General features: G+C 58.0%; 18 protein-coding genes and 1 tRNA gene. 10 read left to right on the plus strand and 9 right to left on the minus strand.

The window, feature by feature from the left end; genetic code table 11:
* Positions 1-95: 95 nt before the first annotated feature.
* Complete coding sequence (locus PHW99_RS03835; protein ID WP_300173966.1) at positions 96-2,414, plus strand: DUF3141 domain-containing protein; 2,319 nt, start codon at positions 96-98, stop codon at positions 2,412-2,414.
* 12 nt (positions 2,415-2,426) lie between these two features.
* Here PHW99_RS03835 and msrA read toward each other — a convergent pair whose 3' ends face one another.
* The gene (gene msrA, locus PHW99_RS03840) at positions 2,427-2,969 is read right to left on the minus strand and encodes a peptide-methionine (S)-S-oxide reductase MsrA (RefSeq protein WP_300173968.1); all 543 of its coding nucleotides are present in this window, start codon (positions 2,967-2,969) and stop codon (positions 2,427-2,429) included.
* 179 nt (positions 2,970-3,148) lie between these two features.
* On the opposite strand from msrA, the gene PHW99_RS03845 reads away from it, so the two are divergent.
* From PHW99_RS03845 to PHW99_RS03870, 6 genes are read left to right on the plus strand one after another with little or no spacing between them, the layout of a single operon-like run.
* On the plus strand, positions 3,149-3,841 hold the full coding sequence (locus PHW99_RS03845; RefSeq protein ID WP_300173970.1) for a TetR/AcrR family transcriptional regulator: 693 nt from the start codon (positions 3,149-3,151) through the stop codon (positions 3,839-3,841).
* 4 nt (positions 3,842-3,845) lie between these two features.
* Complete coding sequence (locus tag PHW99_RS03850) at positions 3,846-4,988, plus strand: efflux RND transporter periplasmic adaptor subunit (protein ID WP_300173972.1); 1,143 nt, start codon at positions 3,846-3,848, stop codon at positions 4,986-4,988.
* Entirely contained in the window at positions 4,989-8,216 is a 3,228-nt protein-coding gene (locus tag PHW99_RS03855; protein ID WP_300173974.1) for an efflux RND transporter permease subunit, read from the plus strand.
* A gap of 21 nt (positions 8,217-8,237) precedes the next feature.
* The gene (locus PHW99_RS03860; RefSeq protein WP_300173976.1) at positions 8,238-8,900 is read left to right on the plus strand and encodes a protein-L-isoaspartate O-methyltransferase; all 663 of its coding nucleotides are present in this window, start codon (positions 8,238-8,240) and stop codon (positions 8,898-8,900) included.
* Between the two features lie 2 nt (positions 8,901-8,902).
* Positions 8,903-9,244 carry a rhodanese-like domain-containing protein gene (locus PHW99_RS03865; protein WP_300173978.1) on the plus strand — a complete coding sequence of 114 codons (342 nt, stop codon included), beginning with the start codon at positions 8,903-8,905 and terminating at the stop codon, positions 9,242-9,244.
* Between the two features lie 59 nt (positions 9,245-9,303).
* Positions 9,304-10,626, plus strand: a complete 1,323-nt coding sequence (locus tag PHW99_RS03870; RefSeq protein WP_300173979.1) for a TolC family outer membrane protein — start codon at positions 9,304-9,306, stop codon at positions 10,624-10,626.
* Between the two features lie 154 nt (positions 10,627-10,780).
* On the opposite strand, the gene PHW99_RS03875 is transcribed toward PHW99_RS03870, so the two are convergent.
* The 7 genes from PHW99_RS03875 to PHW99_RS03905 all read right to left on the minus strand — a co-directional run bounded on the left by PHW99_RS03875 (position 10,781) and on the right by PHW99_RS03905 (position 20,623).
* The gene (locus PHW99_RS03875) at positions 10,781-12,793 is read right to left on the minus strand and encodes a cytochrome C (RefSeq protein ID WP_300173981.1); all 2,013 of its coding nucleotides are present in this window, start codon (positions 12,791-12,793) and stop codon (positions 10,781-10,783) included.
* A gap of 83 nt (positions 12,794-12,876) precedes the next feature.
* Positions 12,877-13,221 carry a c-type cytochrome gene (locus PHW99_RS03880; RefSeq protein WP_300173983.1) on the minus strand — a complete coding sequence of 115 codons (345 nt, stop codon included), beginning with the start codon at positions 13,219-13,221 and terminating at the stop codon, positions 12,877-12,879.
* A 117-nt stretch (positions 13,222-13,338) separates the two neighbouring features.
* Positions 13,339-15,657 carry an MtrB/PioB family decaheme-associated outer membrane protein gene (locus PHW99_RS03885; RefSeq protein WP_300173985.1) on the minus strand — a complete coding sequence of 773 codons (2,319 nt, stop codon included), beginning with the start codon at positions 15,655-15,657 and terminating at the stop codon, positions 13,339-13,341.
* Positions 15,658-15,672: 15 nt separating this feature from the next.
* A complete protein-coding gene (locus PHW99_RS03890; protein ID WP_300173986.1) occupies positions 15,673-16,713 on the minus strand; it encodes a DmsE family decaheme c-type cytochrome in 1,041 nt (346 codons plus the stop codon).
* A gap of 201 nt (positions 16,714-16,914) precedes the next feature.
* The gene (locus PHW99_RS03895) at positions 16,915-18,270 is read right to left on the minus strand and encodes a 3-deoxy-D-manno-octulosonic acid transferase (protein WP_300173987.1); all 1,356 of its coding nucleotides are present in this window, start codon (positions 18,268-18,270) and stop codon (positions 16,915-16,917) included.
* Positions 18,234-19,244, minus strand: a complete 1,011-nt coding sequence (gene waaC / locus PHW99_RS03900; RefSeq protein ID WP_300173989.1) for a lipopolysaccharide heptosyltransferase I — start codon at positions 19,242-19,244, stop codon at positions 18,234-18,236. Before waaC ends, PHW99_RS03895 begins: the two co-directional genes overlap by 37 nt.
* Positions 19,241-20,623 (minus strand): phosphomannomutase/phosphoglucomutase, encoded by a 1,383-nt coding sequence (locus tag PHW99_RS03905; RefSeq protein WP_300173991.1) that lies wholly within the window; start codon positions 20,621-20,623, stop codon positions 19,241-19,243. Before PHW99_RS03905 ends, waaC begins: the two co-directional genes overlap by 4 nt.
* Positions 20,624-20,759: 136 nt before the next feature.
* On the opposite strand from PHW99_RS03905, the gene PHW99_RS03910 reads away from it, so the two are divergent.
* Genes PHW99_RS03910 through PHW99_RS03920 form a run of 3 tightly spaced genes read left to right on the plus strand, consistent with a single transcriptional unit; the run spans position 20,760 to position 23,755 of the window.
* A complete protein-coding gene (locus tag PHW99_RS03910) occupies positions 20,760-22,322 on the plus strand; it encodes a DNA-3-methyladenine glycosylase 2 family protein (protein ID WP_300173993.1) in 1,563 nt (520 codons plus the stop codon).
* A gap of 45 nt (positions 22,323-22,367) precedes the next feature.
* Positions 22,368-22,862 carry a methylated-DNA--[protein]-cysteine S-methyltransferase gene (locus PHW99_RS03915; protein ID WP_300173995.1) on the plus strand — a complete coding sequence of 165 codons (495 nt, stop codon included), beginning with the start codon at positions 22,368-22,370 and terminating at the stop codon, positions 22,860-22,862.
* Positions 22,859-23,755 (plus strand): DMT family transporter, encoded by an 897-nt coding sequence (locus PHW99_RS03920; RefSeq protein ID WP_300173997.1) that lies wholly within the window; start codon positions 22,859-22,861, stop codon positions 23,753-23,755. Before PHW99_RS03915 ends, PHW99_RS03920 begins: the two co-directional genes overlap by 4 nt.
* A 98-nt stretch (positions 23,756-23,853) precedes the next feature.
* Here PHW99_RS03920 and PHW99_RS03925 read toward each other — a convergent pair.
* Positions 23,854-23,930: transfer RNA gene (locus PHW99_RS03925), tRNA-Asp, on the minus strand.
* Between the last annotated feature and the right edge of the window lie 3 nt (positions 23,931-23,933).

The raw sequence follows: 23,933 nt of genomic DNA on the forward strand, positions 1-23,933 counted from the left end.
ACATCGAACCTGATTGATGTCGGCACCCAGTGCCTTCGGCAGCCGCCTGAACTATGATGGAACCCGTTCGAATCCGCATCTTTTGGGGAAGCATCATGCCCGCCAACGCCACACCCAAACAAGCCAGCGTCACCCCACCTGCCCGCTCTGACAATGCTGCGGCCAAGGTGTCCAACGACTACTTCACCGATGCCATCCAGCGCACGGTGTTGTTTCTGGATACGCTGCTGGACCGTGGCAACAATTACCTGGAACACCTTGACCAGGGCACACCACCATTGCTGAAGTTCGAGCACGAAATGGTGATGGACGGACACTTGTTGCCCGAGCCCTGCAACTACGCCCTGCTACGCCTAGTGCCCCCGGAGGACCTGCCGGTCAATCCTCAGGCGCGTCCAGTGATTGTGGTTGATCCCCGTGCCGGGCATGGACCTGGGATTGGTGGCTTCAAGCTTGATTCCGAAGTGGGTATGGCCATGCGGGCCGGTCATCCCGTGTACTTTGTTACCTTCCGGCCGGAGCCGGAAGAAGGCCAGACCCTGTTCACCGTCATGCGTGCCGAGGCCCGGTTCATTGAAACTGTGATCGCGCGTCATCCCAATGAGACGGGTGCCCGCCCGGTGGTCATCGGCAACTGTCAGGCTGGCTGGGCCATGATGGCGCTCAATGCCTTGCGGCCCGAACTGTTTGGCCCGCTGATGATCATGGGTGCGCCGGTGTCGTTCTGGGCCGGAAGCTCCAAACTCAATCCCATGCGGTATTCGGGTGCCGCACTCGGTGGCTCCTGGCTGGCCTCTCTGACCGCCGATCTTGGCGCCGACCGCTTTGATGGTGCACACCTGGTGGAGAACTTTGAGCGCCTGAACCCGGCCAACACCTTTTGGAGCAAGTATTACAACCTGTGGCGCCACGTGGATACCGAGGCGGAACGTTTCCTGGAATTTGAACGCTGGTGGGGCGGCTTTTTCCGCATGACAGGGGCCGAAATTGAAGGCATTGTGGAGAACCTGTTTGTCGGCAACCGACTGGCACGCGGCACAATGATGGCCGACGGCCGGGCCATTGATCTGCACAACATCACCTCCCCGGTGGTGGTGTTTGCGTCATGGGGAGACAACATCACGCCACCGCCTCAGGCGCTGAATTGGATCATTGACACTTGGGGTGACGAACAGGCCATCGCAGCAGCCGGACGGACCATTGTGTACGTGTTGCACGACAGCGTAGGACATCTGGGCATTTTTGTCGGTGGCGACGTCGCCCGCAAGGAGCACGACCAATTGGTGACGTCTCTGGACATCATCGAAAGCCTGCCGCCAGGTTTGTATGAGATGAAGCTCAAGACCAAAGCTGGACTGGATCCCTTGCGATGGGAAGAGCTTGAACCCGGCGATTACACGGTGCACTACGAACACCGCACCATGCAGGACATTCTGGCGCTGAACCCGGAAGGGCGCGCCGAAGAGGCCATGTTTTCGACCTTGGCGAAAATATCCGAATCCAATGAACGGTTTTACAAAGCTTGGGTGCGCCCCTGGTTGAAGATGACCATCACGCGCCCCGCTGCAGATGCCCTGGGCAAGCTGCATGCGTTGCGCTTGCAGCGCCAGTTGCTGTCTGACGAGTCCCCGATCGCACCTGTCATTCGCGCAGCAGCTGTTCAAGCCAAGGCGCAACGTGTACAGGTTGATGACGATCACTACCTACGCCGGCTTGAACAAAAAATGGCCCAGCTCATCAGCGACACACTGAACCAGTTTCGTGAATCGCGCGATGCCGCGCTGGTGGAGTGGACACGCCTGGTTTTTGGCCACAAAGGACTGGGGGCTTTCATCCCGCCAGACACACCCGACGCCGATATCGCCCTGACACGGGCCATGGCTGAACTGGCCGCTCAGCGCCAATCTGCACTGGAACATATCACGGAGGGTGGTTTTGCCGAAGCCGTCTGCCGCATCGTGCTCGCCGGCATGGTGTCGGTAGGCGCTTTTGAGCGACGCAGCCTGCGCCTGGCACGCCTGCTGGCACAACTGCCACCACAAACACTGAAAGGGATGGGGACCTCCACCAACTGGAACAAGCTGCTCAAACAGCAGGCGCGCCTGACAGCAGTAGCCCCGGTTGAAGCGCTCAACGCGCTCGAACAGTTGCTACCTGATCAGACCAGTCGGGAAACCGCTTTGGCCATCTCGGCGGCCGTCATGATGATTGAACCCACATTGGCAAACCCACGCTCGGAAATCATCGAGTTTTTGATGGGAACGCTTGGAGCCGATCCCGACCGGGTGATTGAACTGGCGCGCCAACTCACTGCGGCGGTGGATGTCCCGGAGAAATCCGCCAGTGCACCCCGAACGCGCCGGACCAACCCGTCCCACGGCAAAACCTCACTCGCCCAAAAAAACACCGGCTGATTGACCGGTGCCTCAACCCCGAGCCAGTCTGGCAAAGGTTTGCCGAAACTTGGCGACCTTGGGGGCCGCCACGGCCATGCAATAACCTTGGTGTGGATGACGCGCAAAATAGTCCTGGTGGTAGCTTTCTGCTGGCCAATAGTTGGCAACAGGCACGACCTCAGTGACGATGGGATGATGGTAGGTGCCGCTGGCCACCATCTCGGCAACCACTTGCTGCGCGATCAACTGATGTTCGGGGTCAGTGAAATAGATACCACTGCGGTACTGCGTCCCACGGTCATGGCCTTGGGCGTTGAGCGTAGTGGGATCATGGATGACAAAAAATATCTCCAAAAGCTCCCGCAAGCTGACCTGTTCGGGGTCAAACACCAGCTTGACCACCTCGACATGACCGGTTTGACCAGTACAGACCTGCTCATAACTTGGCTGCACAACATGTCCATTGCTGTAACCGGATTCCACATCAAGAACCCCTTTGACGTTCACGTAAACTGCCTCCGTGCACCAAAAACATCCTCCGCCCAATGTGATGGTTTGGGTATGAACTGCCATGTGGGTTCTCCTTGTAGACACCAGACAAACTCTGACCGCAGCATGGTACTGCGTGTAGATACGCTGGACCACCCGCGACGTTTCTCTCAAATTACCGTGAAATCCGTCGGGCCATGCACCTTGGCGTTGACATCCTCACGGGCAAACGCTTATATTAATAACCAGCCAGTCATTAACTTATGTCTTCACTCACCTCTACCGATCCTCCCCTGTTTGCCGGCCACACTCGACGCGAACGACGCAAGGACGCTCGCCCGGGTGAGTTACTGGCGGCGGCCTTGGATTTGTTTGTAGAAAAAGGTTATGCCGCGACAAGGGTGGAAGAAGTTGCCAAGCGTGCCGGTGTTTCCAAAGGAACGCTGTTTCTGTATTTTTCCAGCAAGGAAGAGCTTTTCAAAGCCGTTGTGCGCGAACACATTACTGGCCGTTTTGCCCAGTGGAGTGACGAAATCGAAAATTTCGAAGGCAATTCACAAGAAATGCTGCGTTATTGCCTGCACAGTTGGTGGGAACACATCGGAGCGACTCAAGCATCGGGTATCCCGAAGTTGATGATGAGTGAAGCAAGTAACTTTCCTGAATTGGGTGCCTTCTACCAAGCTGAGGTGATGCAACCTGGCAAAGCACTGATTGAGCGTATTCTGCAACGCGGTATAGAACGTGGCGAAATCCGCGCCATGGATTTGAAATACGGGGTTTACATGGTGCTGGCCCCGTTGCTGTTTCTGGCCATGTGGAAACATTCTTTTGGCACCTGTTGCGGCACGCTCGCTCAGATTGAGCCTGAAAGATATCTGGAAACACAGCTTGACATGTTGTTGCTGGGTTTCAGCACCGACAGCGCCCGCCCTTCCCTTTCCCTGAGCACCTGATGGCATGAAACCCTGGATCAAATGGAGCATTGCTGGCGTGGTTGTCGCTTTGCTGGCCGCTGGCACCCTGCGTACCCTGTCGGCACGCCAAGCCAAACGAGCGACCCTGGAAACACAACAGATCGCACAAAAAACCCAGGTGGCGATCCAACTGATGCCGACCGATCTTGTGCAGGTCAAAATGCTCGACCTGCCTCACAACATCGCTGTATCGGGTTCTGTCAATGCTGCCCAAACAGCTTTGGTCAAGGCACGGATTGCGGGTGAATTGCAGGGTTTGACGGTGCGCGAAGGCGACTCCGTCAAGGCTGGACAAGTGCTGGGCCGGATTGACCCCACCGAATCCGAGGCTCGTCTGCGTCAGGCACAGCAACAAGCCCAGGCTGCCAAGGCGCAGGTGGATATCGCTCAGCGTAGTCATGACAACAATGTGGCATTGGTAGCACAAGGTTTCATCTCCAGCACGGCGCTGGCTGCATCGCAAGCCACTCTGGCAGCCGCCCAGGCTACCCACGCGGCCGCCCAATCAGCAGCGGATATCGCCGTCAAGAGTTTGAACGACACCGTGCTGCATGCGCCGATTGCCGGACACATCGCACAACGATTGGCGCAAACTGGTGAACGTGTCGCCATAGACACGCGAATTGTTGAAATCATCGACCTCAACCATCTGGAACTGGAGTCAGCGCTGAGTCCAGAGGATGCACTCCAGGTCAGGGTAGGCCAGAAAGCAATGTTGCGTGTCGAAGGGAGCACACAACCGATATCAGCCAGTGTGGCACGCATCAACCCCAGTGCCTCGGCAGGAAGCCGCGCCGTACCGGTCTATCTGACCATTGCTGCTGGCTCCGCACTGCGGCGGGGTCTGTTCCTAGAGGGCACGATCTCTACCAGAACGCTGCACACACTGGCTGTGCCCTTGAGTGCGGTACGCACAGATAAACCCAAACCCTATGTCCAACTGGTGCGGGACAAACAGGTGCAGCATGTCAATGTGGAGATGGGCATGCGCAGCCAGATAGACGAGCAAACCATGGTCAGCGTCAAGGGCCTGCCGGAGGGGTCAATCGTCATTGCCGGTACTGTCGGTCTTTTGCGTCCTGGCGCCTCGGTCAACGTCACGGTTCCAGAACAAGGAGCCCGCTGAATGTGGTTCACCCGTGTCAGCCTGAATAATCCGGTTTTTGCCACCATGATGATGCTCGCCCTGGTCGTACTGGGCCTGTTTTCGATGCAGCGGTTGCAGGTTGATCAGTTCCCCAACGTCGACTTCCCAGTCGTGGTCGTCATCACCGATTACCCCGGTGCCTCGCCAGAAATAGTCGAAAGCGAAGTCACCAAAAAGGTTGAGGAAGGTGCCAATACCATTGCTGGTATCAATGCCCTGACTTCACGCTCTTATGAAGGTCAATCGGTTGTGATCATCGAATTCGGCCTGCACATGGATGGCCGCAAGGCGGCTGAAGATGTGCGAGAAAAGGTGGCCTCCATCCGCCCCACACTACGCACCGAGGTGAAAGAACCACGGGTGTTGCGCTTTGACCCAGCCAGCCGTGCTATCTGGTCAGTGGCAGTATTACCTGACAACAGCGTCCAGGGCCAGACCATGAACCCGGTGGAGTTGACCAACTGGGCCGAACAGGTGCTCAAAAAGCGACTGGAGAACGTGCGCGGTGTTGGTTCGGTGACACTGGTCGGTGGTAGCAAGCGCGAGATCAATATCTATTTGAATCCCCAGGCGCTGGAGGCTTTTGGCATCACGCCAGATCAGGTCGTCAATGCCGTGCGCAGTGAGAACCAGGACTATCCAGCAGGCAGTATCCGTTCAACCGAACAAGAGCGCGTCATCCAGATTGCAGCGCGGGTACAGCGCCCGGAAGACTTTGGCCGGATCATCATCACTCGCAAAAATGGTGCCCCGGTGCGGGTAGATCAGGTTGGCAGTGTCAGTGATGGTGCCCAGGAGATCGATAGCCTGGCGCTGTACAACGGCCAACGTACCCTGCTCCTCAACGTGCAGAAGTCACAGGACGAAAACACCATTGGTGTCGTTGACGCTTTGAACAAAACCCTGGAAGGCATCCAGCAGACCTTGCCGCCCGGTGTCAAACTGAACCCCATTACCGACGGTTCCCGGCAAATTCGCGTGTCCGTGTCCAATGTGCGCCAAACACTGATTGAAGGTGCACTGCTCACGGTGTTGATCGTGTTCCTGTTCCTTAATTCCTGGCGATCCACCATCATCACAGGACTGACCTTGCCGATTGCACTGGTCGGTACGTTTTTCTTCATGAACCTGCTGGGCTTCACGATCAACATGATTACCATGATGGCGCTCAGCTTGTGCGTCGGTCTGCTGATCGATGATGCCATTGTGGTCCGCGAGAACATCGTGCGCCATGTGCAAATGGGCAAAGGTCCATTCCAGGCGTCAATGGACGGCACCCGTGAAATTGGTCTGGCCGTGTTTGCCACCACCTTGTCCATCGTGGCCGTGTTTTTGCCCATTGGTTTCATGGGCGGCATCATTGGCAAGTTTTTCCATGAGTTTGGCCTGACGATTGTGGCTGCGGTGCTGATCTCGATGTTTGTCAGCTTCACCCTTGACCCCATGTTGTCAAGCATCTGGCACGACCCAAGTATTGAGGCCCACGGCAAGCACCATGCGCCGGTCAGCTTCTACGACCGTTCTGTAGGGCGCATCACGGCCCTGTTTGATCATGGCACCGATGTGTTGGTAGAGATTTACCAGAACATCCTGCGCTGGGCGCTGGCACACAAGCTCAGCACCATCACTTTGGCCGGGATGATTTTTATTGGCAGTATTTTCATGGTGCCTCTGTTAGGCACTGAATTTGTGCCCAAATCCGATTTTTCCGAAACGAATCTGACCTTCAACACCCCGGTGGGCTCGTCACTGGAAGTAACCGAGGCGCGCGCGCGCCAGGTTGAAGCCATCATCCGATCTTTCCCCGAAGTACGCTACACCCTGACCACCATCAATACCGGCAACGCGCAGGGCAAAATCTACGCCAGTACCTACATCCGGCTGGTTGATCGCAAGCTGCGTCAGCGCGATGTGGATGCCATGTCGGTAGCCTTGCGCCAGCGCCTGCGGCAGGTACCTGGTATCACCGTGACCCATGTGGGATTGCTGGATCCGGTGGGTGGGCAGAAACAGATTTCCTTTTCGATCCAGGGAGCCGACATGGACGAACTCTCGCGCCTGACCACACTGGCGCTGGAAAAAGTCAGGGGCATTCCCGGTCTGGTCGATCTGGACTCTACTCTGAAACCCAACAAGCCCACTTTGGATGTCCAAGTACACCGAGAAGCCACCTCCGATCTGGGCTTGAGTGTGGCGCAAATCGGTAATGCGCTACGTACACTGGTAGCAGGGCAAACTGTAGGCAATTGGCGCGCTCCGGATGACCAGACCTATGACGTGAACGTGCGTCTGTCACCCCAATCACGCAATCAAGCGGAAGATCTGGCTCATCTGCCGTTTGCCCTCGGGACAACAGCAGACGGCAGTGCCCGTGTGGTGCGCCTTAACCAAGTCGCCAGCGTCGTGGCTTCGTCCGGTTCCAACCAGATCAACCGGCGCGATCTAACCCGTGAAGTGGCCATCACCGGTAATGTGGCAGGCCGCTCGGCTGGCGAGATATCGGCCGATATCAAACTGGCGATGGACAGCATCGTCCTGCCACCGGGCTACAGCTACAAGTTCAGCGGTTCCACCAAGGACATGGGTGAGGCCTTTGGTTATGCACTGTCGGCACTGGTGTTGGCGGTGATCTTCATCTATATGATTCTTGCCAGTCAGTTCAAAAGCTTTTTCCAACCACTGGCGCTGATGACTTCGCTACCCCTGACCCTGATCGGGGTGGTGTTGGCGCTGCTGATGTTCAACTCCACGCTGTCCATGTTTTCGGTCATCGGCGTGGTCATGCTGATGGGTTTGGTGACCAAAAATGCCATTCTGCTGGTGGACTTTGCCATTCGGGCACGCGACCTCAAGCACGACGCAGAAGGCAATGAAATACCTGGTTTGTCACGCCAGGAAGCCTTGCTGATGGCTGCACGGGTACGGTTGCGCCCTATTTTGATGACCACCCTGGCGATGATTTTTGGCATGGCGCCGCTGGCATTTGCGATGTCGGAGGGATCTGAAATGCGCGCGCCCATGGGCCAGGCGGTCATCGGCGGCGTCATTACGTCATCTCTGCTGACCTTGGTGGTGGTTCCAGTGGTGTACTGCTACATGGATGACCTGGCGCAATGGCTGCGCCGCCGATGGAATCCCTCAGCCAAAACACCGCCACATGCTCAGGCCTTTGTTCCTACGCCAGCTAAAATCGAAAAAGTCCGTTAACATACCCCCTGGAGTACCAAAATGAATTTGCATAACGTCGAACAAGCCCGCTTCAACATGATTGAACAACAAATTCGCCCATGGAACGTGGCGGACAGTGCGGTACTGCAGTTGCTCTCGACGGTCAAACGTGAAGACTTTGTTCCTCTGGTGCACAAATCCTTGGCGTTTGTTGATATGGCCATACCGTTGCCAGGTGAACAGCTCATGCTCACGCCCCGCATCCAGGCACGCCTGGTTCAGGATGCGGCCGTCAACCCCACCGACAAGGTACTTGAAATTGGTACTGGCACTGGCTTTACCACTGCTTTGCTGGCGCATCAAGCCCAGCGGGTGATTTCACTGGAAATCAACCCGGAGTTGGCAGACATGGCGCGCACCAATCTGCAACAGGCCAACATTCACAATGTCGAAGTACGCCAGGCTGACGGTGTCAATGGCGCAGCGGCAGACGCGCCATTTGATGTGATTGTGCTGGGTGGTTCCGTGGCCGAAGTACCGCCAAACCTGCTCAATCAGCTCAAGGTTGGTGGACGACTGGTGGCCATTGTGGGTGACGAGCCCATCATGCACGCGGTAACCATCACCCGCACCAGCGAAACTTATTTCAAAACCGATGAGAAATGGGACGACAACGCCCCACGCCTGTTGAATTTTCCAACTTCCCCCGCTTTCAGGTTCTAACCATGATCACTCAAATCCGCCCCTCCCAACTACCAGCCTGGCTTGAATCCGTGCGTGGTCACGGTAGTCCCGTGGTGTTGGATGTGCGTGAACCCGCTGAGCTGCAGATGGCCAGCATCAAGGCAGATGGATTTGAATTGATCACCATCCCGATGGGCGTGATACCTCCTCGGTTAGCTGAGCTGGACCCCAGTCAGCCGATTGCCTGCATCTGTCACCATGGTGGGCGCAGTATGCAAGTCGCGGCTTTTTTGAAGGCGCGTGGCTTTGACCACGTTGCCAATATCACCGGGGGTATCAACGCGTGGGCAGCGGAAGTCGATCCCACCGTGCCACGCTACTGACACTGCAAGCTGTTACGCCTCTTGATCTGTCTGTCATCTGCCCATTTTTCTGCCACATCATGAATACTATGCGCCTATCCTCCCTCTCGCTGGCTCTCTCCGCCGCGCTGGCGCTACCCGCGCAGGCCCAAAGTCTGGTGGATTTGTACCAGGCGGCAAAAGCCTTTGATGCCAACTACCAGTCGGCCAAGTCACTGTACGAAGCCAATCTGGCCAAAGGTGAGCAGGCCCAAGCAGGGTTGTTGCCCAGTGCCAACCTGGCCATGGGAGTGAATCGCACCAACATCTCCAGCGATATGGCGACATTTGACCGCGGCAGTTACGGTAATCAGAGCGCCACACTGAGTGCATCACAACCGTTGTACCGACCTGCCAATAGGGCTACTGCGGAACAGGGGAAAAAGCAGGCAGAACTGGCACAGGCTCAGTTGACAGCAGCAAGCCAGGATTTGATCGTACGTGTCAGCCAAGCCTACTTTGACGTACTGGCTTCCCAGGACAGCCTGAATTTTGTCAAATCGCAAAAGACGGCAGTGGCCGAACAATTGGCTTCAGCCAAGCGGAATTTTGAAGTCGGTACCGCCACCATTACCGACACACGTGAGGCGCAAGCTCGATATGACTTGGTACTGGCACAGGAAATCGCTGCAGACAACGATTTGCGCGTGAAGAAAATCGCCCTTGATCAACTGACCGGCAAAACGCCTTCCACCCCAAAGGCCATGCGGCTGCCAGTCAACCTGCCGGAAATCGCACCCAATAATGTGACACCGTGGGTGAACCAGTCAGAAGACATTCACCCTTCGGTTCAACAAGCCCGTTTGGCATTGGAAGTCGCTCAACTGGAAACCCAGAAAGCCCAGGCAGGCAACAAGCCGACACTGGACTTGACCGGCAGCTACAACATCACAAAAAACAACGGAACCTCCAGCACAACGCTGGACTACCGCAACAATGTCGCAGCAGTGGGGCTGAGCTTTAACCTGCCGCTGTTTGCTGGCTACGCCATTCAGAACCGGATCAAAGAAACACTGGCACTCGAAGACAAATCACGGTCCGACTTGGAGGCCGCCAAGCGCGGTGTGGCGCAAGCCACTCGCAGCGCTTTTTTCGGTGTGCAATCCGGCCTGGGTCAAGTCAAGGCCTTGGAAGCGGCCGAAGCGTCCAGCCAAAGTGCACTGGATGCCACCAAGCTGGGTTATCAGGTTGGCGTGCGCATCAACATCGACGTGCTCAACTCCCAAAGCCTGCTGTTTGACACCAAGGCCAAGCTGGCCAAAGCACGCTACGACGTGCTGGTAGGCGGCTTGAAACTGCGTCAGGCCAACGGCTCGCTCAAGGAAGATGACCTCGCAGCCATCAATGCGCTGCTGATCCCCTGAATTGGCCAATGCCTCCGTGAGAGGCTGATACCCCACGACACGCCGAGTCAGCTTGGCTTGTGAACCTGTTCGCGATCCAGCTGACGTCTCGCGTGCTCCAAAAACAAGGGGTGGTGAATTGCACTGCCATTCACCACCCCTCAGCACATGCGAATCAGAGTGCCGTAAAGAACCCGATAGCCACCAGCGTCAATAATGTCAGCCCGATAACAATCAGCACAAATCCCAACACCTTGGACGCAGCCAGCTTGCCAGGTGACGGAGCATCCACCAAGCGACTTTGTAGCTCACCACTATCCAGCAAGCGCTGGTATTCCAGCGGATGCTCATGCTTGAATTCCTCGACAGAGAAGGTTCCGGTGAACATCACCACCTCCAGCGGGAATTTGTCGGGCCGGAAATGGTTGTTAAAGAAGTGCACAGTGAACAGAAACACCACGGCAAGGAAGGCTTCTTCAGCGTGGAAGATCGCTGCCACGTTAAACACCCAGCCTGGCAGGAAGGCGCCGAAGAAGTTGGGCAGCCACATGATCAAGCCACTCACACCAATGATGGTCACCCCCCAGAACGGCGCCCAATAATCAAACTTCTCCCAATAAGTCCAGCGATCAAATTTGGGCCGTGGACCCTTGCCAAAGAACCACTTGAACATCCCCAACATGTCTTGAGCATCTTTCAGATTGGGAACCATCGAATTCGGCCCAAAGAACTTGAAGTTCTTCCAGTCACGGACGATGCGCCACCCCATATAGAACAGGTGCCAGAAGAACACACCGGCAAAAATGACCGCATTCACCCGGTGGATGGTGCCAGCAATGTGTGGTCCCCCCAAGGCGCTCATCAACGGTTGTGCCCACGGCGAGCTCGGGTAGAACAGTGGGATACCGGTCAGTGTCAGAATCATCAGACTCAAGGCAAAAGTGATGTGGGCCGCACGCCAGATCGGGCTGAAGCGCTGAATATGCTTGCCCGCAACGCCGACAGGCAGTGCATCAACCTTGATGTGCGGCAGGGTACTGCGCACCCTGCGTTCTTTCCATTCACGGTAGAACCACAACAAGGTGTGTAACCAGAAAAACGCAAACGTCCCCACCAGCAGTTGCACCATGATCTGCCAGGCGACCCAAATTTGCGGGTAACGCTTGAAGTCTCCGGCATGGCCATGCGGCTGGAAGGTGGCAAAACCCGCAGGTGCTTTGGCCAAGTCCTTCTTGCCACTGTGGCACGACTCGCAGGTCTTCAACCGGTTGTTGGCATGCACCATGGACTTGGGGTCATCGACCTTCAATATCTTGTGACTGCCATGGCAGTCATAACATTTGGCGGTGTAAGCGTAACCCAGCGTACTGATCTGACCATGATAAGTAGCCTTATAGGTCTTGAGATTTTCTTTGTGACAAGAGCCACAACTCTGCGTAACGGCCAGCTTGAAGGGGTCCACCGAAGAGTTGACGATGTCATGGACACCATGGCAGTCCGTGCAAACAGCAGCCTTGGCATTCTTCTTGTCCAGAACCTCCATACCGTGTACGGAACCAGCATATGCCTCCAATTGATCCTCGTGGCAGCTTTGGCCACAGTTATTGGCAATGTTCAGACGCCACTGCGCATATTGAGGTGACTCTTTGGCCGGAACGTTGAAACTATGGGTGTCATGACAGTTGTCGCATGAAGCATTCGGCCGGGCCTTGTTGTCCTCACTGGGGCGGGCATGAAAGGACTGCTGGTAGGCTGTTATGTTTTTAGCCACAAATTCAAGTTTGGGTTTGTCCTTGGCGGTGCCCGCTTTTTGTACCTGCTCCCACAGCGTCTGATGACACCCCGCACAATCCACCTTGGCCAGCTTGAGTGCCGGATCTTTGCTGTGGGCATTGGCTTTTTCCGCGTTGTCTTTGATATCTGTATGGCAGGCCACACAGCTCATGCTAGCGTGCACGCTCTGCGCAAACTTGTCAGGAACCACGGCATGCATCTCACGCGGCCTGCCTTCAGCGCCGGCTATTTCCAGCTTGCCCTTTTTGCCATCATGGCAACTCAGGCAAGTGGCATTGTCCAGTTTGGTGCCAGCAGTTGCGGACGCTACATCGGCGGCCATAACCGGCACACTCAGGCAGGTGCCCAATAACCAGACCAATCCACCCAGCAGATGAGAAGATGTCAATCGCATGATGCGTTACCGTAAAACAAAAAGATATGGCCGCTATTCACAGGGAATGCGGCCAAGAGGTTGCGACATTCGGTACCGGCAAATCACTGGGACAGAATCCAGTCGGCCAGGTTTTGCTGGACTTTCGGGTCCTTGCTGTCAAGCATCTTGTGTTCGACTTCCTTGCCGTCAGAGGTCTTGACCATACCGCCAGACGTGAAATTTTTGATGGCCTTGGCCTGACCATCAGGCTTGCCTTTGTATTTCTCAGCGATCTTTTTCAATGATGGGCCTTTTTTGGCCTTATCCACGGCATGGCATTTTGTGCAGTCGTTGTCCTTGAACAAAGCCTGTGCCGCAGCAGCATCCACTGCCGCTTGAGCCGGTGTCAGGCTTGCGAGGGTCAATACAACAGCGCTACTGACGAGAGTGACGGATGATTTGAACATTTGGAAGACTCCTGAAAAACATGCTGCACTCAGCACACAAAAACGAACCATCATGAATGGCAAGAAAAGACCTATTCACCCAAGGTGATACCAGGCCTTAGTCATATCAATCCCTGCCTAGAACTTGTAAATGTAAGACACCCCCAGGAAGGTGACAGATTGATCTGGATTCATGCCCACCGTGGTGTTGTCCTGGTACACGAACGCACGTCCGTTATTCGTCCATGACCATTCCCTGAGCTCAGCACGTTGGTGAATCAAGCTGAAGCGGATATCGGCATTTTTACGCAACGCATATTTGCCATACAGATTCAGAGTGGTACTCTGGTAGCTCACGTCCGGCACACCGATGGCAGCTTGGGCCAGATTGGCGGCCGTCGGAGCAGTCCCCGTCACACCAGACGCAGCTCGCAGCCCGTATTTGGTAGTGTCATTGAGATAGGTCAGCTGCGCCCCCACCTCCAAATTGGAGGAAATGACACCCTTCACACCCAAACCGATACCATCACTGCGAGTTTCCAGATCCGCCATATAGCCGGTACTATGGTTGATTTTCTGGTTTTGTGTCCCTTGAGACAGGTAACCATTGATCTTCCATTTGTCCGTCACGGCAAAGCTGGCGTCCAGGCTGTATTGCCGGGTACTGGACTCCAGCCAGCCCTTTTGCCCGGCAACGGGATTGAATGCTGTGGCATTCTTGTCCTTGCCGTCTTCCACATTGAACTGCACTTCCACCTTGTCATTGGGCATCCAGTTGGCAGACAGCTTGATCTTGTCGCGATCAATATCCACCATGTTCATCGGGAAAGCATTACCGGCATTGAGCGCAATGAATTGGCTAGCCGAGCCAGTTTGGCCATAACCCAAGCCCGCTGCCACAAAAGCGGCACTGTTGCTCAGGCTGGTCCAGTCACCACCAGTGCGCTTGCTGTTGGAATACCCGACCGAACCCGTGAGTGTTTCAGACATGCTGCGACGCAATTCCAGCCGATACCCCTTCTCGGTGTTTTTGGCACGCACAGCACCCAAGCCAGCCAGCTCTTCCTCGGTGATCGACACCGGAACCGGCCGGTCATACGAGCTGTAGTCCAGTCCAATCGTGCCACGCAGATCGACAGGCAGTTGGTAACTGGCCTCCAGCTTTCCGACTACCTTGGTCGATGACGCCAGATAGTTGTACCAAGACCGATTGACATAGGTCGCCGGCGTGGTGGCCGGGACCACCGCCCCGCCTTCCACGTTGTAGAGCGCTTCGGTGGAAGAATCCTTCTTGTCTTCATACCGTACATTGGCCAGCAGGCTCAATTTGGGCATGGGTCTGGCCGTCACGCCAAGCTGAACCAGCTTGGTGTCCACCACACCATTCAGGCTGGTGACCCCGGCAGGCGCATTGGTCAGCCCATTGGCCAGGAAATTGTCATCCTGCGTGGCATGGGTATAAGCCACCTTGAAATTGCCCTGGGTGGTTGGCGTAAACCGGTAATTGCCAGACACATAAAACTGGTGTGCCTGATTGTCGGGCTGCAAAGCGATTGGGGACTGCAGCACATTGCGCAAACTGGTACCACCCCCTGCAATATTGGTCGTGGCCGGAGCCAGGGTGCTGAGCACCCCCAGCGGATTATTCAGGCTGTTTGGCACGGCGGCCGTCATATTCCCGTTGGCATTGGTGAAAAACGAACCGTAATACCCGGCACTCACGCTAAATTTTTGATCGTGGTAATTCAACCGGGCTTCAATTTGCCGTGTGGTGGTATCCACCGGCTCGGGCAACAACAACAAGGCCCAGGTCTGATTGGTGGCGGTCTGCGTGTTGGTGCACACATAAGCCGCACAGGCGTAACCAACGCCGTAGGTGCGGGCCCCTGTCTTGGTCTCATTGCGAAACGCCACTTCAAACTGCAGGTTCTTGTTGAGCCATTTTTCGCCACTCAGACCCAAACCAACCCGTTTGAGCTTGAGGTCATAGTCCTGCCCGGTACCCGGCGTTGCCAGACGCACCACCGAAGGTGTGGTCGACCCCAGGCCGACCATACCCGTGTTGATGGTACGAATTTCATGATGCACCAACTCGGAATAGTCAGCCCCGAGCTTCCAGTTACCCTGATTTTCGTAGGAGACAGAAAGATCACGGTTGTCAAGGCCGAGGTTGTTGCCCTTGATGTAGAGCGAAGTGCCTGTGGCCTCATCACGCTTGTTGATGTCCAGATCCACCTGCAAGGTGGTGTCGTTGTCACGCAGGCCGTTGTATTGGCCCATCAGTGAACGGTCCTTCTGGCTGCCACTCGAAGCCCCCACCCCCACGCTGATCGAGCTGGTGGGTTGGGTCAACTGAGCGATTTCAGCGTCATCCGCATACGCTGGTGCATAGGCGGCCAGAACGGCCAGAGCCAGAATTGATTTACTGAACCCAAAATACTGCTGACTGGTTTTCATGATCATCAGCCTTTCTCAACGGAAGTTGAACTGGGGAGTCGGGTTGGTCGCGGCAGGGTTGTTGGTGCCATGAACCTGCGTGTGGCAATTCATGCAACTACGCCCCTGGGTCAAATTGGTCGTGCTCTTGCCCGACTGGGTTGCCGTGTTGGGTACGGCCTGAGCACCCAGCAACTGCGGGATAAATCCGCCGTGTGGGGTATGACACTGATGGCACAGGAAAGGTGCACGCACTTTCAGCAGATTTTCAACCACCGTCCCATGCGGGTTGTGGCAATTACCGCAGTCTTCACTGACCGGCTCATGGTTGTGCACAAACGGGCCACGTTTTTCCATGTGACAGGTGTAGCAGGTCTCCACCACGCTGTCACGTTTCATGAGCTTGGGACCCACCGAGCCATGCGAGGCGTGGCAATCCGAACAACCCATCTTGCCTTCAGGCACCGGATGGCGCGAAGGTTTGCTCATTTGGACACGCTGCTCCTTGTGGCAGCTGTAGCAAACCTCGGGCTGGGTCTTCTTGTCACGCACCTTGTCATTGGCGGTGTGAATCTGATGACACGACGTGCAGGCCACGTCCTTGGTCTGGTGGGCGCTGCCCTCCCAATGGGAACGCTTGGCATCACTCTGGTGGCAGCTCAGACAGGCCTGGTTTTTTGTCGCTGCCGGAGTGGTCGACCCCTTGGTGAACTGGTTATCAGCCTTGGGCGGTTTGCCGCTGCCGCTGTAATTCAGGTGCTTCTCGCTGGCACCATGACAGTCGGTGCAGGTGGGCGTGCGTCCATCCGCCTTGACACCATGCCGGGTCTTACCGATCGCCAGTACCGATGGGTGCAAGTCCAGCATCGTGGGCACTTTGTCGTCCGTCTCATCATGGCAACCTGTGCATTTGGCGTCGCCCTTCAGGATCAGATCCTTTGGTGCCGCCGCAGCCGTGGCTGGCGCCGCCTTGACCACATCTGCGGCGAAGCCAGAACCCGCCGCCAGCGCCGCACCCAACACAGCGCCCTTGAGGGCTGTCCAGAACAGCCTTCTGATTTCAGCATGATGTTTCATAAACAAACCCTTTACATTGGCTTTACAAGGAGAACTGGCGCGATGTTAATTCCGCACCCGTCTTGTGGGAATATATTTTTAATTGTTCCAAGCACTTGATTTAAATCAAAGACGAATAAATAGCAAATTAGGTGAAAACCCTAGGTTCGTCGTTCATACATGACCAACATCAAGAAACGCCTTGATACCCAGGATTCACGGTCAAAAGCCGACAAGATAGTGATTCAAGGCAGCGGCTTGACGAATGGCGGCCCCTTGATGTGCTTGCGCAAATTGCCCTGCTGCCAAGCGGGTCTTTGACAATTCATCGTTGTCAAATGGCAACGCACTGGCGACGGTCACCGCCTGCTGCAAATTGATGGTGCGCAGTGCGGCGCCAGCGGCCAGCGCCTGCTCGGCAGCCTCGGCAAAGTTGAAGGTGTGTGGCCCCATCACCACCGGACAGCCACAGGCCGCCGCTTCGATCAGGTTCTGGCCCCCCAAGGGCTCGAAACTGCCGCCCAGCAGGGCTACATCTGCCAGACCGTAATACAACGCCATTTCACCCAAAGAATCCCCCAACCAGATCGTTGGCCCCTGGGGCATCGCACCAGGTCCCTCTGGCGACCATTGGCAGCGCCGTGATACGGCAAAACCCTGCGACTGAATCAGCTCAGCCACCGCCTCAAAACGCTGCGGATGCCGCGGCACAATCAGCCACAAGACTTGGTTTACTATAGATTTTGTAGCAACCAAAGGTTGATTCATGTCGGCTAGAGGCCAAAATTCCTTCAAAATTTGCAACAGGGCCAGTTCCTCCCCCTCACGCGAGCTGGCCAACATCACCACCGGTCTGCCCACACCCAGACGCCATTGGCGCCCCAGGGCCAGCTGAGTCTGATCGGGCGTTGCATCAAATTTGAGGTTGCCCAGCACCCCACGCACTGGTGCGCCCAGTTGGGTCAACCGCTCGGCGTCCGCTGCGGTCTGCGCCCAGACTGCGGCCAGCCCGGCATAAGCTGGCCGCGCCAGCCAGGCCAGCCGCTGCGCCTGTCGCAACGACTTGTCACTCAAACGGGCGTTGACCAGCACCAGCGGTACACCCTGACGGCGACACAAATGAACCAGGTTGGGCCAGATTTCGGTTTCCATCAGCACCCCCAGATCCGGCTGGAAGTGCGCCAGAAAACGCTGCGCGGCACCGGGTGCATCCCAAGGCTGCCAAGTCTGCAGATCCCCGGGCTGCAGTAGCTTCTGCCCTTCAGCGCGCCCGGTGGCCGTCCCGTGGGTCAACAACAGCCGCATGCTTGGCCATTGGGCGCGCAAGGCCGCAATCAACACCGCCGCCGCCCGGGTTTCGCCCAAGGACACGGCGTGCACCCACACCGTTGGCCCGTTGTGTGGCGCCACCGCTTGGGTGTAATGGCCAAAACGCTCGTCGATGGCATGCAGGTAACCGGCCTCCTGCGCGCCACGGCGGCACAGCTTGCGCCGCAGCAGTGGCTGCGCCAGCCACATCAGCAGGGAATACAGCCAGCGCATCACGGCGAACGGAGCGTGGCCGACACGGACAGCCATGCCTGCCAGACCGCCTCTACCGACGGCGCAGGCTGGGCAAACACACTGCATTGCCGCGTCCCGGCCAGTGGTCCGGTCCGCCAAGCGGTGTCAAAGTTGTAAAGCTGCACATGCGGCAAGTCCAGCGCCACCGCGATGTGGCTCAGGCCACTGTCCACCCCGATCACACCGGCGCAGGTCGCCAGGGCATCCGTCAGTGCATCCAGTGCCAGCATCGGCCAGACCTGGACATGGTGCAACCCTTGCGCCAACGCCAAAGCGGCCTGCTCCTCAGCCGCATTGCCGTGCGGCAGAGCCACACCGTAACCGGCCTCATCCAAGCGCTTGGCCAAGGCACGCCAGTGGTCCAGCGGCCATTGTTTGTCAGCCCGGGAAGTCCCATGCACCAGGGCCACCACCCCTTTCAGGCCGGTCCTGAATGCTACGTTTTTCATAGCATCAGGTGCTTGTTCCATGTGGGCCAGAAGGCCAAAATGCATCAAGGAAGGCAGGTGGTAACCCAGTGCTGCAGCACACAGTGCGCGAGAACGTGTCACCGCATGGCTGTGCGCTGGCATGGGCAGCGCCACATCAGCCACCCAGCGCGCCGGTGCCTCGAAGCTGGAGCCTTCGGTCTGGTTGGCCAGGCCGTAACGCCGGCCATCCGGGTTCAAAGACGCCAGCCACGACACCAGCGCCGATTTGCTCAAGCCCTGCAAATCAATCACCGCGTCATAAGACACCTGCTGCAGTTCGGCCTTGAACAGTTGCCAGGCCTGGCGGGTGTCGCGGCTGAACATGGCCTTGCGCCAGCGCCGCAGATCGCAGGCGATCACCCGGTGCACGCCTGCACAACGGCGCACCAGCGGAGCAAACCCGCGCTCCACCACCCAGTCGATCTGCGCGTCGGGCAAGGCCCGGCGAATGTCTTGCACCGCCGGCATGGCATGCACCACGTCGCCAAGCGAAGACAGCTTGACGATCAGGATCTTCAATGCGCCGCCTCGTCCATCACGGCATCGGGCTTGACTGAACGCAGCAGCGCCAGCATGTCGGTCTGGATGCGTTGCAGCGCCTCGGGCGTGTGACCCTCAAAACGCAGCACCAGCACCGGTGTGGTGTTGGAGGCACGGATCAGCCCAAAACCATCGGGCCAGTCCACGCGCAGGCCATCAATGGTGGTGACCTGTGCCGGCGCCGCAAAATCAACCTGTGCCACCAGCTGGTTCACCAGCGCATGGGGTTCGCCCTCGGCACAGGCTACATTGAGTTCGGGCGTGCAATAACTGCTGGGCAGGGCATTGAGCACGGCGTTCGCATCGGGTGACTGGCTCAGGATTTCCAGCAGGCGGCAGCCGGCATAAGTGCCATCGTCAAAGCCGTACCAGCGTTCCTTGAAGAAGATGTGGCCACTCATCTCGCCACCCAAGGGCGCGCCGATTTCTTTCATCTTGGCCTTGATCAGCGAGTGCCCGGTCTTGAACATCAGCGGCACCCCACCGGCCGCTTCAATCGTCGGCGCCAGGCGCTGGGAACACTTCACATCAAAAATGACGGTGCCGCCAGGCACACGCTTGAGCACGTCACGGGCAAACAGCATCATCTGCCGGTCCGGGTAAATGGTGTTGCCGTCCTTGGTAACAATGCCCAGGCGGTCGCCATCACCATCAAACGCCAGGCCGATTTCCGCATCACCAGCCTGCAGTGCGGCCACCACATCACGCAGGTTCTCGGGTTTGCTGGGGTCGGGGTGATGGTTCGGAAAGTTGCCATCCACCTCGCTGAACAACTCGGTCACTTCACAACCAATGGCGCGCAGAATGGCCGGTGCCGAGGCACCAGCAATGCCATTGCCCGAGTCAACCACAATCTTCATCGGCCGCGACAGCTGGATGCCCCCGACAATGCGCGCCTGGTAGTCAGCCAGCACATCCACCGAACGAATTCGGCCGCCACCGGCCAGCTCCCAGGTTTCACGCGCCATCATGTCGCGCAGCGCCTGAATCTCATCACCATAAATGGCACGCCCGGCCAGCACCATCTTGAAACCGTTGTAGTCCTTGGGGTTGTGGCTACCGGTGACCTGGATGCCACTGGCACACACCGTGCTGGCGGCAAAGTAAAGCATCGGCGTGGTGACCCGGCCAATGTCAATGACATCGATCCCAACCTGCATCAAACCACGCATCAGCGCCGTGCTCAGAGCCGGGCCGCTCAAGCGTCCGTCCCGCCCCACCGCCACACTGGCCTGCCCTTCGCGGCGGGCCAGCGTGCCAAAGGCGCGCCCCAGCGCTTCGGCCATGGCCTCGTTGACGGTGTCGGGCACCACGCCGCGAATGTCATAGGCCTTGAAAATGGACGCTGGTAACTGCATGCAAACCCCCTTGAAACGAGATTGGATATGGATTGTGTGCCCAGGATTGTAGGGTCGGGTTCAGCCACAGCCACATGTCCGAAAACGGCCAAAAATGGGGCACTGCCAGAGGGTCAACACACCTATCATTCAGGGCATGTCCAACCGCACCCACTCCACGTTTGACGATGCCTGCTACCTGGCATTGAAGGCGCGTGACGCCCGCTTTGACGGCTGCTTCTTCACCGGCATCACGTCCACCGGCATCTATTGCCGCCCAGTCTGCCGGGTGCGCACACCCAAACGGGAAAACTGCCGTTTTTTCCACCACGCCGCGCAGGCAGAACAGGCCGGGTTTCGCCCCTGCCTGCGCTGCCGCCCCGAACTGGCCCCGGCCACCCAGGCCGGGGCTGTCCCGGCCTGGTCAATGCAGGATGCGTCCAGCATCCTGGCGTTGCAGGCGGCGCGGCTGATGGACGTGTCCGCTGACAACACCCTGGTCAGCGGCAATGTGGCTGCACTGGCGCAACGGCTGGGCATCAGCGACCGGCATTTGCGCCGCATCTTTGAAGCGCAATTTGGCGTATCCCCATTGCAATACCTGCAGACCCGTCGCCTGCTGTGCGCCAAACAATTGCTGACCGACACGCGGCTGCCAGCCGCCCAGGTGGCGCACATGAGCGGTTTTGCCAGCGTGCGGCGTTTCAACGCGGCATTTGTTGGCCACTATGGCCTGAACCCAACCCAACTGCGCCGCACTGGCGCGGCGTCAGTCCAGAGTGGCCAGCCCGCCAGCATCCAGGTCCGGCTGGCCTATCGGCCGCCCTACGACGTCACCGCCATGCTGCAGTTTCTGGAGACCCGGCAGATTGCCGGGGTCGAGCAGGTGACACAAACACCCCAACAGCAAAGCATTGCCCGAACACTGCGCGTGTCGCAAGGCCAGCAGGTTGTCACCGGCTGGCTGATAGCCCGCTTTGATCAGGCCCATTGCCGCGTGATCCTGACGGTCAGTGACACCCTGGGCGACGTGCTGCCACAGGTGATGGCCGCCGTGCGCCGCCTGCTGGACCTGGACGCCGACCCCAGCGCCATCAACCAGGTATTGCACGATGCGTTCCCTGACGCTGACGGGCTGCGCCTGCCCGGCACGGTCGACGGGTTTGAGCTTGCGGTGCGCGCGGTGCTGGGTCAGCAGATTTCAGTGGCCGCAGCCCGCACACTGTGTGCCCGGTTGGTGGCCCGTTTTGGTGACCCCGTCAGCACCCCCATCGCCGGGCTGAACCGCTTGTTCCCCAGCGCAACCACCCTGGCCGCCGCCAGCGGGGACGCGCTGGGCCAGTTGGGTATCGTGCGGCAACGGCAAGCCGCCATCCAGGCGCTGGCCCGGGCCGTGGCCGAACAGGGCCTGTCATTACATGCCGGTGCCGATCTGGCGCAAACCCAGGCCGCCCTGCTGGCCCTGCCCGGCATTGGCGACTGGACGACCCAGTACATCAGCATGCGCGCCTTGGGCTGGCCAGACGCCCTGGTCGCCGGTGACGTGGCGTTGCAAAAAGCGCTGGGAGTACGCGACCAGCCACAGCCAGCCCGTGCGGCGCAGGCAGCGTCGCAGGCCTGGCAACCCTGGCGCAGCTACGCCGTGATCCGGGCCTGGGCTGGGCTGCCGACAGCCGCTCCGCCCAAGGCCACACCGACGCCACTTTCACTATCAATTTAATAGCTTATTAAATATATTCCACCTGGGCTAGAGACCAAAATCATCATGAAACTTCCCCCAAATACAGTTCAAACCGATTACGCCAGCCCCATGGGTCGGATGCGCCTGGCCAGCGCCGGCCAGCAACTGGTCGGGGCCTGGTTTGACCATCAGGCGCATCTGCCCGATCTGTCCGCCTGCCCAGTCGAGCCACAACAGCCCGTCCTGTTGCGTGCCATCGAGCAATTGACACAATACTTTGCCGGCCAACGTCGCGCGTTTGACTTGCCGCTGGACCTCTCCTGCGGCACGGTTTTTCAGCAAAGTGTGTGGCGAGCGCTGCAAGGCATTGCGCCCGGCAGCACCTGCAGCTATGGCGCACTGAGCGCCCAAATTGGCCGACCGGCTGCGGTCCGCGCCGTTGGCGCTGCCGTCGGGCGTAATCCCTTGAGCATCATCGTGCCCTGTCACCGGGTGATTGGCGCCAACGGCAGCCTCACCGGCTACGCCGGTGGTCTGGAACGCAAATCAGCCCTGCTGCAACTGGAGAAAACACATTGAACACCGCCCCTCACGCCAAACACTGGTTACCTGAATTCATCCTGCTGGCCGCTCTCTGGGGCGCATCGTTCCTGTTCATGCGGCTGGGCGCGGCGGAATTCGGTGCCCTGCCCACCGCCGGTGTACGCGTCAGCATCGCCACGCTGGTGCTGCTGCCACTGCTGCTGGTGCGCGGACAGTGGCCGCAGTTGCGCCATCATCTGGGCAAAGTGGCGTTCATGGGCATGTTGAACTCGGGCATCCCATTTGCCTGCTTTGCCTACGCCCTGCTGAGTATCAGCTCCGGTCTGTCATCGCTGCTCAACGCCACCGTACCGCTGTTTGGTGCCCTGGTGGCCTGGGTCTGGCTGAAAGACCGGCCTCATGGCATGAAAATCATCGGGCTGCTGATCGGTTTTGTCGGTGTGACCCTGCTGGCCTGGGACAAGGCCAGTTTCAAGCCCGACGCCTCCGGCCTGTCCAGCGGCTGGGCCATCGTGGCCTGCCTGACCGCCTGCCTGTGTTATGGCATTGCCGCCAGTTACACCAAACGCTATCTTGGCGGCGTGCCTTCGCTGGTGGTGGCAACCGGCAGTCAGATCGGTGCGGCCATCGGCCTGGCTCTGCCCACCTGGTGGCTCTGGCCCGCCACCCAGCCTGGCCCGACCGCCTGGATGGCGCTGGCTGCTGTGGGTGTGCTGTGCACCGGGCTGGCTTATGTGCTGTATTTCCGACTGATCGAAAAAGTGGGAGCCGCTGGTTCGTTGACCGTGACCTTCCTGATCCCGGTGTTCGCCGTGTTTTATGGCGCCATTTTTCTGGGTGAGACCGTGACCGCCTGGATGCTGTTGTGCGGCGCGATCATTCTGTGCGGCACGGCACTGTCGGTGGGGGTGCTGAGGTTGTGGCGTTAACGGGCCGCGGGCGCTCAGCAGGCGCCCCCGCCCCCAATGCAATGCACAGCACCAAAGCAAAAAGCCCTGTAATTCAATGAACTACAGGGCTTTTAAACTGGCGGAGCGGACGGGACTCGAACCCGCGACCCCCGGCGTGACAGGCCGGTATTCTAACCAACTGAACTACCACTCCTGG

The organism is Rhodoferax sp., assembly GCF_028689305.1.
GTDB lineage: Bacteria > Pseudomonadota > Gammaproteobacteria > Burkholderiales > Burkholderiaceae_C > Rhodoferax.

What these genes read in the sequence shown, in the direction of transcription:
- PHW99_RS03835 (WP_300173966.1), top strand. Translation starts at nt 96, where the DNA reads ATGCCCGCCAACGCCACACCCAAACAAGCCAGCGTCACCCCACCTGCC.
- msrA (WP_300173968.1), bottom strand. Translation starts at nt 2,969, where the DNA reads ATGGCAGTTCATACCCAAACCATCACATTGGGCGGAGGATGTTTTTGG.
- PHW99_RS03845 (WP_300173970.1), top strand. Translation starts at nt 3,149, where the DNA reads ATGTCTTCACTCACCTCTACCGATCCTCCCCTGTTTGCCGGCCACACT.
- PHW99_RS03850 (WP_300173972.1), top strand. Translation starts at nt 3,846, where the DNA reads ATGAAACCCTGGATCAAATGGAGCATTGCTGGCGTGGTTGTCGCTTTG.
- PHW99_RS03855 (WP_300173974.1), top strand. Translation starts at nt 4,989, where the DNA reads ATGTGGTTCACCCGTGTCAGCCTGAATAATCCGGTTTTTGCCACCATG.
- PHW99_RS03860 (WP_300173976.1), top strand. Translation starts at nt 8,238, where the DNA reads ATGAATTTGCATAACGTCGAACAAGCCCGCTTCAACATGATTGAACAA.
- PHW99_RS03865 (WP_300173978.1), top strand. Translation starts at nt 8,903, where the DNA reads ATGATCACTCAAATCCGCCCCTCCCAACTACCAGCCTGGCTTGAATCC.
- PHW99_RS03870 (WP_300173979.1), top strand. Translation starts at nt 9,304, where the DNA reads ATGAATACTATGCGCCTATCCTCCCTCTCGCTGGCTCTCTCCGCCGCG.
- PHW99_RS03875 (WP_300173981.1), bottom strand. Translation starts at nt 12,793, where the DNA reads ATGCGATTGACATCTTCTCATCTGCTGGGTGGATTGGTCTGGTTATTG.
- PHW99_RS03880 (WP_300173983.1), bottom strand. Translation starts at nt 13,221, where the DNA reads ATGTTCAAATCATCCGTCACTCTCGTCAGTAGCGCTGTTGTATTGACC.
- PHW99_RS03885 (WP_300173985.1), bottom strand. Translation starts at nt 15,657, where the DNA reads ATGAAAACCAGTCAGCAGTATTTTGGGTTCAGTAAATCAATTCTGGCT.
- PHW99_RS03890 (WP_300173986.1), bottom strand. Translation starts at nt 16,713, where the DNA reads ATGAAACATCATGCTGAAATCAGAAGGCTGTTCTGGACAGCCCTCAAG.
- PHW99_RS03895 (WP_300173987.1), bottom strand. Translation starts at nt 18,270, where the DNA reads ATGGCTGTCCGTGTCGGCCACGCTCCGTTCGCCGTGATGCGCTGGCTG.
- PHW99_RS03905 (WP_300173991.1), bottom strand. Translation starts at nt 20,623, where the DNA reads ATGCAGTTACCAGCGTCCATTTTCAAGGCCTATGACATTCGCGGCGTG.
- PHW99_RS03910 (WP_300173993.1), top strand. Translation starts at nt 20,760, where the DNA reads ATGTCCAACCGCACCCACTCCACGTTTGACGATGCCTGCTACCTGGCA.
- PHW99_RS03915 (WP_300173995.1), top strand. Translation starts at nt 22,368, where the DNA reads ATGAAACTTCCCCCAAATACAGTTCAAACCGATTACGCCAGCCCCATG.